This window comes from Vibrio sp., assembly GCF_047973365.1.
Lineage (GTDB): Bacteria > Pseudomonadota > Gammaproteobacteria > Enterobacterales > Vibrionaceae > Vibrio.
The window spans coordinates 1-10107 of record NZ_JBKEBW010000012.1; the positions used below are offsets into that span (position 1 = coordinate 1).

The window sequence follows — 10107 nt, forward strand, 5'->3', positions numbered from 1 at the left end:
TAAGCTTTTGGCTAGTCAGTGCCCCACCAAACGCAGTGCTGATGGTCAGCTCGGTTTTCTCCTCCACACCATTACTGGGCTTCACTGGTCGAGCCTTACTTACTACTACGGATTCATCTGCCACCTCGCACCAACATTCACCTTGAGTCACCTCTTGATGGATGCTTCCGGCATTTGCCCGGATGTGGTGTCAGGCTTCCCCAGTTATTGCACTGACTCCCTGTTAGATATCCCACCCTCAATCACAGTAGTGGTCTGACTAAGTATTGGGCTTTGCGCTATTTTGGACGCTTACCCACCAGTACCGCCGAAACAGATTACGGTTAGTTGTGTACATCTAACTTCCTATGGCTTCCTTCAGACCCCACCGTTAGCCCGTGACGCCCTTGCCATTCGGATTGTCTTCCCCTTAGTCAGGGTGACTCCACTTTCTTTCAAGTGGACGGGTTTGCCAGCTTTGCTGGGCAAACAAAAAAGGTCAGCGATTGCTGACCTCAGACTGATGACAAACTCAATATCGTCATTCCTGCGAAGGCAGGAATCTAAATCCCAACGACATACACAAGAGCGAGATCCCGGATAAATACTGCGTATTTTCCGGGATGACAGGTATAAATCGAACACTGACTTTGTCAACAAACTCAGGTCAGCAATCGCTGACCTTTGTATGCTAAATCGAATTACGATTTTTTACGTACGTGAGGCGCTGCTTTATCAAGCACACCGTTAACAAACTTATGGCTATCTTCCGCTGCGAATACTTTCGCTAGCTCAATCGCTTCATTGATAACCACTTTGTAAGGTACATCATCACGACGAGTCATCTCGTACATTGCAAGACGGAGCAATGCTAACTCCATCATATCTAGGTCTTGCATTGGGCGAGAGACAAAAGGTCTTAGCTTGCTATCAAGTTCCGTGTGGTTAAGCACGACACCCGCTAAAAGGTCGCGGAAATACACAACGTCAGTTTCTGGCGCAGCTAACGCTGGTTCAGATGCGTGATGCTCTTCTTCATCATACTTACCATTCGATAAAAATTGCTCCTCAATTGTTGCAACATTATCTTTAGTAATTTGCCACGAATAAATAGCTTGTAGCGCAAATTGACGTGCATTACGACGTGCGGCTGGTTTCACACTGGCCCCCATTAGGAATCTATTTCAGAAAGAACGTTAATCATCTCAAGTGCGCTTAGTGCAGCTTCTGCACCTTTATTACCAGCCTTGGTTCCTGCGCGTTCAATAGCTTGATCGATTGTATCAACAGTTAGCACACCAAATGCCACTGGAATGCTGAATTCCATAGACACTTGTGCCAAACCTTTATTCATTTCACTACAAACATAGTCAAAGTGTGGTGTACCACCACGGATCACTGAGCCTAGAGAAACGATAGCATCAAATTTACCTGTTTTTGCCACACGTTGTGCGGTCAACGGTAGCTCTACTGCACCAGGGCAGCGAACAACAGTAATGTTATCGTCACTCACTTGTCCGTGACGCTTTAAAGTGTCGATGGCACCAGACAATAGACTTTCGTTAATAAAACTGTTGAAACGAGAAATCACAATCGCAACTTTGGCATTTGGTGCTGGGAAACCACCTTCTATCACTTTCATAAGCTTTCCTTTAACTCTGGTTCATCGAGTGAGAATCGCCGGATTCTAGCATAACTTTGTGAGCTATATCTAATAGAAATTGGCTCACTAAGTGATGAGTAACCAACATTCAATCACTGGAATTCAATACTGTGCTGAAATTTAACCCGCAATAGAAAGCTAGTACGGGTTTATTTTAATTGCTTGTCGTTAAATGATTGGTAAACGTATTCAACTTATTCGCAAACATACTCAACCACGTTCAGACCAAAGCCGCTTAATGCATGGTATTTTTTGCTTGGCGAGGAAAGCAAACGCATATCGCGAACACCTAGGTCGGCGAGAATCTGCGAACCGACACCGACACGACGTGACGTCCCCTGTTTCTTCGCCATTGCTGGCGCATCGCCGCAGTCTTGTTGTTCAAATGTTTTGATACGGTGAAGCAGTAAATCACTCGACTCTTCATTGTCCAGAATCACCAACACACCGCCTTCTTCGGCGATACGTTGCATTGCACTTTGTAGAGTCCAACTACGATCAGCGTTTCTATTACTATGAAGAATATCAGTGAAGGTATCTTGTAAATGGACACGGACCAGTGGAGCTTCCCCTGTCACATCCCCTTTTTGCATCGCGAAGTGTACTTGGTTATCAATGATGTCACGGTAAGTCACCAGTTCAAACTCACCATATTCGGTTGGCAATTTACACTTGGCGACACGTTCAATCGTCGTTTCGGTATTGTTGCGGTACTCAATCAAAGCGGCGATAGTACCCAATTTAATATCGTGCTTCTTAGCAAAAATTTCCAAATCAGGACGACGAGCCATACTGCCATCCTCTTTTAGAACTTCGACGATAACCGATGCCGGCTCTAAACCAGCAAGACGAGCTAAATCACAACCCGCTTCTGTGTGACCTGCGCGAACCAAAACACCGCCATCTTGAGCGGTTAGTGGAAAAATATGCCCCGGCTGTACCAGATCCGATGCTTTAGCATCTTTTGCCACTGCAGCTTGAACTGTACGCGAACGGTCTGCGGCTGAAATACCTGTTGTCACACCTTCGGCGGCTTCAATGGATACTGTAAAAGCGGTGCTGTATTGCGCGTTATTGTCTTGCACCATAGGTGGCAAACCTAATGTTTCGCAACGTTCTTTCGTCATTGTCAAACAAATTAAGCCACGACCATGTGTCGCCATAAAGTTAATGGCTTCCGGAGTGATATGTTCCGCTGCGATGATCATATCACCTTCGTTTTCACGATCTTCGTCATCCATCAGGATAACCATTTTGCCAAGGCGAATATCTTCAATAATTTCTTGTGGCGTACTAATTGGCATTGTTTTTTGTCCTATTGTTAGCCGCTTATACTTGTTCCATTAAGTGAATGGAAACAGCGTTAAGCAAATCCGTTCTGTTGCAGAAATTCCATCGTTAGTCGAGATTCAGGCTGTTGAGACGGCTCTCGACCTTGTAGTAAACGTTCCAAATAACGCGCTAATACATCCACTTCCAAATTCACTTTGCGACCGACTTGAAATGAGTCAATCGTCGTTTCCTGAGTGGTATGGGGAACAATGGTTAATTTAAAAGAATTTTTACGTAGGTCATTGACAGTTAGACTAATACCATCCACGGTAATTGAGCCTTTCTCTGCAACGTATTTATTCAGTTCTTCAGGCAGTTCAACCCAAAATTCGATAGCTCGACCAACGATGTTGCGCTCAACAATTTCGCCAACACCATCAACGTGGCCAGAAACAATATGTCCACCAAAGCGAGTGGTTGGCAGCATGGCTTTTTCTAAATTCACTTTATCGCCAGCTTTATAATTGGCAAAAGCCGATTTCTTTAACGTTTCGAGTGAAAGATCGGCACTATAGCTTGTGTCATTAAAAGCAACCACGGTCAGACATACGCCGTTGGTTGCAATACTGTCACCCAATTTAACATCCGACATATCCAGCTTGCCGACATTCACGGTAATAGTGACATCTTCGCCTTTAGGTGTGATTGCGGTAAGTTGGCCGACCGCTTCGACAATTCCAGTAAACATAGTGTTAATCTTTTCTTTTTGAGTCAGTGGATTTCGGTAGCGCGACAATGCGAATATCAGCGCCCACCAGTCGACAATCTTTTATTTCGAGATCCATAACTTGCTGCATGTCAGTTAGACCTAAAGCACCAAACAGGCCTCGACCATCACTACCCATTATTTTAGGTGCCAAATACAAAACCAGTTCATCAACCAACTGCTCTTGCAGCAGTGATTTCGCTAGTGTGGCACCAGCCTCAACCCAAATATGGTTGATATTGTGTGTCTTGGCTAATGTGACCAACGTTTGGCGCAAATCTAACTGACCTTGCCCATTCACTGCAACCGTTACGTCAGCGTTTTCATCACTGACTCGTAATACTGGTGAAGCAGATGCATAAAGCGCCAGTTGAGGGTGCAACCGATTTTTCCGGTCTAAAATGACACGAACAGGCTGACGCAGCTCAGATTCTGGATAGAGATCTTTGACGCTTTCCGCTAGCTCATTCCAACGTACCGTCAATGACGCATTGTCATCAATAACCGTTTGGCTGGTAGACAAAATCGCCCCCGCTTGCGCACGGTAGTGCTGGACGTTTTGGCGAGCTTGTTGAGAGGTAATCCATTGACTTTCACCATTCGAAAGCGCGGTTTGACCATCGATACTGGAGGCCATTTTTAATTGAACGAACGGCATACCCGTTTGCATACGCTTGATAAACGCAGGGTTCAACGCTTTCGCATCGGCTTCAAGCAGACCGACTGCAACTTCAATTCCCGCCTCACGCAGCATTTGAATACCACGCCCAGACACTTGAGGATTCGGATCTTGCATTGCGCAGATAACTTTAGACACACCAGCTTTTATCAAGCCTTGCGCACATGGAGGTGTGCGTCCGTAATGAGAACAAGGCTCTAAAGTAACATAGGCTGTAGCGCCACGTGAGCGTTCGCCGGCCATACGTAGAGCATGAACTTCAGCATGAGGTTCGCCTGCGCGGTAATGGAAACCTTCACCAACAATAGTATCACCTTGAGTGATCACACAACCAACATTAGGGTTGGGTGCAGTGGTAAAGCGACCTTTTTGAGCGAGCTTTATCGCTCGCGTCATCATTTGGTGATCAAAAGGGGTAAACTTCGGCATCATCTGTTCTTATTCAGGGAATTTCGAGCGTTGGAAATCAGTCTTCTAACTTGGCAATTTCTTCGCCAAATTCACGTACATCTTCGAAACTACGATAAACCGAAGCAAAACGAATGTAGGCAACTTTATCTAATTCTTTCAATGCATCCATAACAAGGTTACCGATTAGCTGGCTAGGCACTTCTCGCTCGCCAGTGGCTCTTAGTTTGGATTTAATCGTGCTTATCGCAAGCTCAATCGAATCGGCGCTCACAGGGCGTTTTTCTAATGCTCGTTGCAGGCCGCCAATCATTTTATCTTCATCAAACGGTTCGCGATTGCCATTAGACTTAATCACTCTTGGCATAACCAACTCGGCAGTTTCAAACGTGGTAAAACGTTCACTACAAGCAAGACATTGACGACGGCGACGAACTTGGTGTCCATCAGCCACAAGACGGGAATCGATGACTTTCGTATCGTTTTCAGAACAAAAAGGACAATGCATACCACCTCCATAGCAAGAAAGTCAGTTTACAGGAATCACTAATATTAAGAAAACAAAAAGGGGCGTCATTCGCCCCATTTCAATCGATTAATAACTTAAAATACAGAATATAACTCAAGTTAGGGATGAGTCATTAAGCACGAGAAAGATAATTTGCCTTACCCACCCACTTATAACTGGTGAGCTCTTCTAACCCCATTGGACCTCGGGCGTGCAGTTTCTGAGTGGATACCGCAACTTCCGCGCCCAAGCCAAATTGAGCACCGTCAGTAAAACGAGTCGACGCATTGACATAAACCGCAGCGGAACCCGCGCTATTGATGAACTTCTCCGCGTTGAACAGATCGTTGGTCATAATCGCATCAGAATGACTGGCGTTATGTTCACGCATGTGATCAATCGCTTCATCCACATTCTGAACCACTTTGACGCCTAAGGTGTAGCTTAACCATTCTGTGTCAAAGTCACCCTCTTGAGCGTCACGAATGTTACTCGCAGCTTGCATTAACGCTTTTGCTTTTGACTCAGCAACAAATGTCACTTTATCCTTGAGTTTTGCGATCAGTTTTTGCAGCAAAGGCGGAGCAATATCCTGATGAACTAATAGTGTATCTAACGCGTTACACGCCGATGGACGTTGCACTTTCGCGTTTTCAATCACATCCACGGTTTTGTCTAAATCTGCGCTTAGGTCAACATAGATATGACTGATGCCAAACCCACCAATGATGACAGGGATCGTGCTGTTTTCTTTACACATTTTGTGTAAACCTGCGCCACCACGAGGAATAATCATATCCACGTAATCATCCAGTTTAAGCAACTGAGAAACCAATTCACGATCCGGTTTTTCAATGTACTGTACTGACGCTGCGGGTAGCTGTGCTTTTTCTAGTGCGGATTGAATAACCTTGACCAACTCCATGTTGGAGAAAAAGGTTTCTTTACCGCCACGTAAAATAGAAGCGTTACCGGTTTTTAGGCACAAAGCAGCGATGTCTATGGTCACGTTTGGTCGCGCTTCGTAAATAACACCAACCACACCAAGCGGTACACGACGACGAGACAATGACATGCCGTTTTCTAGTACTTTACTGTCGATCTCGCTGCCAACTGGATCATTAAGACTGATGACATTACGCACATCGTTTGCAATGCCCGTTAAACGTTCTTTATTCAGTAGCAGACGATCAAGCAATGCGTCCGATAAACCGGCTTCACGACCGAGTTCGATATCTTTTGCGTTGGCACTTAGAATGACATCCTCATTCTCTTCGAGCTCATCAGCAATGATAGATAGTGCCTGGTTTTTCTGAGCAGTTGTCGCTGTGGCGAGTTGAAAAGCCGCGTCTTTCGCCGCTTTTCCCATAATTGTTAAGTCCATGCCTATCCTCGATTTATTCTTGGATCACGACCATATCATCTCGGTGAACGACTTCTGAGCCGTAATCATAACCAAGAATGTCGATAATCATTTTACTGTGTTTACCGGCAATTTTTGCCAGATCAGAGTTTGAGTATGCCGCGATTCCGCGTGCAACCAGTTTTCCTGACTTATCAATCACTCGAACCACTTCACCACGGGAGAACTGACCATGAACACTGACCACACCTTTTGCCAGTAAGCTGCTGCCTTTTTCATTGACGGCTTTTACTGCACCATCATCAATGATGATATCGCCAGAGGCTGACGGCCCGGCTAGTATCCAACGTTTGCGATTTTCTAATGACTCTTCCAATGGTAAAAAACGAGTTCCTTGTGGCGTATCGCTCAGTGAATCGAAAATCACATTCTCACCACGACCAGCAGCAATGATAACTTCAATGCCTGCCCGGCGAGCAATGTCGGCCGCTTGCAGTTTGGTTGCCATACCACCGGTACCTAAAGTCGTACCGCTGCCACCCGCAATTTTACGCAAGGTATCATCAATGGTTTTCACTTCTTTGATCAGTTCTGCATTCGGATCTTTGCGCGGATCTGCGGTAAATAAGCCTTTTTGGTCGGTCAGCAGCAGAAGCTTGTCCGCGCCACATAAAATCCCCACCAGTGCCGACAAGTTATCATTGTCGCCAACTTTGATTTCGCTGGTTGCAACCGCATCGTTTTCATTAACTACGGGAATAATATCGTGTTCAACCAAAGCATTGATGGTGTCACGAGCATTTAAGAAACGCTCACGATCTTCAAGGTCAGCACGAGTTAACAACATTTGGCCTATCTTGATGCCATAAATAGCAAACAAAGATTCCCAAACTTGAATCAGTTGGCTTTGTCCAACCGCCGCTAGCAACTGTTTGCTCGACATCGCGTTGGGCAGTGCGGGGTAACCTAAATGTTCTCGGCCTGCTGCAATTGCACCTGAAGATACAATCACCACTGAATGGCCTTGCTTTTTCAGTTCTGCACACTGGCGAACAAGCTCAACCATATGAGCTCTATCAAGAGCAAGTGTGCCATCGGTAAGAACACTGGTTCCCAGTTTTACAACGACAGTTTGCGCTGTAGTTCCGCTTTGCTGATTCGTTTTCATGCCTTCTTCTTCAATTTGAAAACAGTTAAGAGAAGATGTTTTAGCAATCAACGGCGTTAAGCACAAGAAGAAAAAGGTGCTAAATAGCACCTTTTACGTTCAGTAACATTCCACGAGCTAAAATCACACAAATTCTACCGATTCTTCATGCATAGAAAGTGATAAAGCGAAACGTTCACTTAATGCCCGTTCTAGCTTTTTATGAAACTCTTCCTGGTTTTGGATAACTTCAGCTTGCGCAGATTCTGGAATATCTTTGACTTCCCACTCCCCCGCCAAGTTATAACGACCCAATTGATATTTTGCCTCATACCCTGCGTCCGTTTTCCCTAGCACCATCCACCAGCCCCAGAACTCTCTTTTTTCGGGAGCTTTCCTGTTATCCACACAGGCGGCTAAACAATCAAATAAATAGCTCCCATCTTTACATTTTCCTTCACGTAAATAAGGGCCTATAGCTTTAAATGCGGATAACAATCGGTAGTGCGTCGGATTTTTCGTCCCTTCTGGCATAGGATTCTCCATTTCCATATAAGAATAAATATCACTATTATCTATATACTTTTAAAAGCATATAAACAGAACAAATATTACTCTTAACTAAATTAGAGAAAATGTCACCTACAGAGTTCTTCTTGCAGCCACTTTATCGCTAAATCGAGGGATTGCTCATATCCTTGGGTAATTGTCTTGCTTTTTATCTGCTTAGCTTTGCCACCCTGGCTAAAAAGCGCCACAAGTTGGTTGTCAGAAAGTGGAGAAACAGGATCTCCTTCCATACCCAACGCCAAAATCGGTACTTTTGTTCGTCGACTACTCAAGAAACCTTGAGCTTTCAACGACCATGCTTTCATTTGACCAGATAAACTCTCAATGTCGACCGCTTCTTTGCCTAATCGCGAAGCCAGTATGTCGAGATACATTTTCGGCATCTGTTTAAGTTTGGTTGGTGATGACCATACATCATGTATCGGCGCACCAATCGCCACACAGGCTTTTACTTTCTCCTGTTCTAGAAATGACAAGCGAACCATCGCATTGCCACCAAAACGAAAACCAATTAAACCGATGCAGAAATGATCAACCCAAGGCACATCGGTCAATTGATTGATCACCGCTTGATGCAAGCAGGAAGTGTCTTCAGTTAGAGGCCACTGTGAACTGTGACCAATCGAAGGCATATCGATGGTTAACATCGCAATATCATGCTTAGCTAAATAGTCACGGAAAAGTCGCCACATGTCCGTTTGCAAGCTATCTAAACCAGCGCTAACAATCACAACTGGATGAGGCTTATCTGTATTCGTCAGATGTAAGTAGCCAGAAAATTTCTTACTCTGATAAGTGAAATCTAATTTTTTAACGGTAAAGCTGGTTAACTCAGCAGCCTCTGAATAAGCCTTGCTTGCTAACACCTGAGCTTGCAAAGCCAAATTATCATTCTTTAAATGCGGATAGCCGGCGATGCTAAAACAGAGCGATGCTTTAAAGAGTTCCTCCGCAGCCGCGTCACCTTCCAATGCAGAAGATGTTTTTTGATGCTGCATACCAAGACAAGTCCATTCAAATGCCCAGTTACCGCTATGGTAGCCCATTACGGTATCAAGCCAATCATCATCTGTACGCGAATGAGGGGATGAAGCGATACGCGATAGTACTTCCTCTTGTTCGATAGGATTAACACCCTGCCATACCCATTGCAGGCGACGAACGTTGCGGTACCAAGAGTAGCCTTCTTGCTGCTTCTTATTCTGCAAAAATTCAGCATTGCTAGGCATGTATTGAGTCAGCGCTGACGTTTCTTTCGCCTGTTTACGTTTTACAAACAACGTTTCTGACAAATTGATATTGTTATCTTCTTCAGACATAACCTAGCCTCGCTAAACAAACGATTTCTTTGTTTGATACTCAAACTACTTGAAGTTACAGGTAGGCGGCAAGTAAGTGAATCCCCATGACCACAGATTACCATGCGTGATTGGGGTGAACGAACGTAGACCCCATACCAAAACATAATGCGCTGCAGCTTCAAGTAGGAAGAGTATATAGTAATAAAATCGAGTAGGGTGAGGCGTTACCGCCTCATCCCTCTCACAGAACCGTACGTACGGACCTCGTATACGGCTCATGCATACTTCCATTCAGCATAATTGCTAAACACATACCCTGTTCCTACTTGCTCAAGATTTACCAACCCCAGTTCGTTGAACCATTGGTTTGGCATCGCATAACTGGCTAGAGGACTTTGCGCATTTCTCCAACTACTCATTCGGATAAATCTAAACGGCGGCTTATATCCAA

11 protein-coding genes and 1 pseudogene are annotated in these 10107 nt (G+C 44.8%); 1 reads left to right on the top strand and 11 read right to left on the bottom strand.

The genetic code is table 11. The features are described from left to right. Positions 1-7 precede the first annotated feature (7 nt). A complete protein-coding gene (locus ACK5MF_RS01740; RefSeq protein WP_416918781.1) occupies positions 8-259 on the top strand; it encodes a hypothetical protein in 252 nt (83 codons plus the stop codon). A 421-nt stretch (positions 260-680) separates the two neighbouring features. Here ACK5MF_RS01740 and nusB read toward each other — a convergent pair whose 3' ends face one another. From nusB to ACK5MF_RS01795, 11 genes and pseudogenes are all read right to left on the bottom strand, one after another. Next, complete coding sequence (nusB, locus tag ACK5MF_RS01745; protein WP_165312100.1) at positions 681-1151, bottom strand: transcription antitermination factor NusB; 471 nt, start codon at positions 1149-1151, stop codon at positions 681-683. After that, positions 1151-1621, bottom strand: a complete 471-nt coding sequence (gene ribE, locus ACK5MF_RS01750) for a 6,7-dimethyl-8-ribityllumazine synthase (protein ID WP_042480155.1) — start codon at positions 1619-1621, stop codon at positions 1151-1153. Before ribE ends, nusB begins: the two co-directional genes overlap by 1 nt. A gap of 215 nt (positions 1622-1836) precedes the next feature. Continuing rightward, positions 1837-2946: a bifunctional 3,4-dihydroxy-2-butanone-4-phosphate synthase/GTP cyclohydrolase II gene (gene ribBA / locus ACK5MF_RS01755; protein WP_416918767.1), complete on the bottom strand. Its 1110-nt coding sequence runs from the start codon at positions 2944-2946 to the stop codon at positions 1837-1839. Between the two features lie 59 nt (positions 2947-3005). After that, a complete protein-coding gene (locus ACK5MF_RS01760) occupies positions 3006-3662 on the bottom strand; it encodes a riboflavin synthase (RefSeq protein WP_416918769.1) in 657 nt (218 codons plus the stop codon). A 4-nt stretch (positions 3663-3666) separates the two neighbouring features. Next, the gene (gene ribD, locus ACK5MF_RS01765) at positions 3667-4788 is read right to left on the bottom strand and encodes a bifunctional diaminohydroxyphosphoribosylaminopyrimidine deaminase/5-amino-6-(5-phosphoribosylamino)uracil reductase RibD (protein ID WP_416918771.1); all 1122 of its coding nucleotides are present in this window, start codon (positions 4786-4788) and stop codon (positions 3667-3669) included. A gap of 37 nt (positions 4789-4825) precedes the next feature. Further along, complete coding sequence (gene nrdR, locus ACK5MF_RS01770) at positions 4826-5275, bottom strand: transcriptional regulator NrdR (protein ID WP_042480166.1); 450 nt, start codon at positions 5273-5275, stop codon at positions 4826-4828. Between the two features lie 133 nt (positions 5276-5408). Beyond that, complete coding sequence (locus ACK5MF_RS01775; protein WP_416918773.1) at positions 5409-6659, bottom strand: glutamate-5-semialdehyde dehydrogenase; 1251 nt, start codon at positions 6657-6659, stop codon at positions 5409-5411. Between the two features lie 13 nt (positions 6660-6672). After that, positions 6673-7806: a glutamate 5-kinase gene (gene proB, locus ACK5MF_RS01780; protein ID WP_416918775.1), complete on the bottom strand. Its 1134-nt coding sequence runs from the start codon at positions 7804-7806 to the stop codon at positions 6673-6675. Between the two features lie 123 nt (positions 7807-7929). Continuing rightward, a complete protein-coding gene (crl, locus tag ACK5MF_RS01785) occupies positions 7930-8319 on the bottom strand; it encodes a sigma factor-binding protein Crl (protein WP_416918777.1) in 390 nt (129 codons plus the stop codon). A gap of 104 nt (positions 8320-8423) precedes the next feature. After that, positions 8424-9674: an esterase FrsA gene (gene frsA / locus ACK5MF_RS01790; RefSeq protein ID WP_416918779.1), complete on the bottom strand. Its 1251-nt coding sequence runs from the start codon at positions 9672-9674 to the stop codon at positions 8424-8426. A gap of 257 nt (positions 9675-9931) precedes the next feature. Next, a pseudogene (locus tag ACK5MF_RS01795) lies at positions 9932-10107 on the bottom strand (group II intron reverse transcriptase/maturase); the annotation flags it as partial.

Bases quoted from the DNA above. Each gene is read 5' to 3' on its own strand.
- ribE (WP_042480155.1), bottom strand. From the start codon at position 1,621: ATGAAAGTGATAGAAGGTGGTTTCCCAGCACCAAATGCCAAAGTTGCG.
- ribD (WP_416918771.1), bottom strand. From the start codon at position 4,788: ATGCCGAAGTTTACCCCTTTTGATCACCAAATGATGACGCGAGCGATA.
- ribBA (WP_416918767.1), bottom strand. From the start codon at position 2,946: ATGCCAATTAGTACGCCACAAGAAATTATTGAAGATATTCGCCTTGGC.
- nusB (WP_165312100.1), bottom strand. From the start codon at position 1,151: ATGGGGGCCAGTGTGAAACCAGCCGCACGTCGTAATGCACGTCAATTT.
- ACK5MF_RS01760 (WP_416918769.1), bottom strand. From the start codon at position 3,662: ATGTTTACTGGAATTGTCGAAGCGGTCGGCCAACTTACCGCAATCACA.
- ACK5MF_RS01775 (WP_416918773.1), bottom strand. From the start codon at position 6,659: ATGGACTTAACAATTATGGGAAAAGCGGCGAAAGACGCGGCTTTTCAA.
- crl (WP_416918777.1), bottom strand. From the start codon at position 8,319: ATGCCAGAAGGGACGAAAAATCCGACGCACTACCGATTGTTATCCGCA.
- proB (WP_416918775.1), bottom strand. From the start codon at position 7,806: ATGAAAACGAATCAGCAAAGCGGAACTACAGCGCAAACTGTCGTTGTA.
- nrdR (WP_042480166.1), bottom strand. From the start codon at position 5,275: ATGCATTGTCCTTTTTGTTCTGAAAACGATACGAAAGTCATCGATTCC.
- frsA (WP_416918779.1), bottom strand. From the start codon at position 9,674: ATGTCTGAAGAAGATAACAATATCAATTTGTCAGAAACGTTGTTTGTA.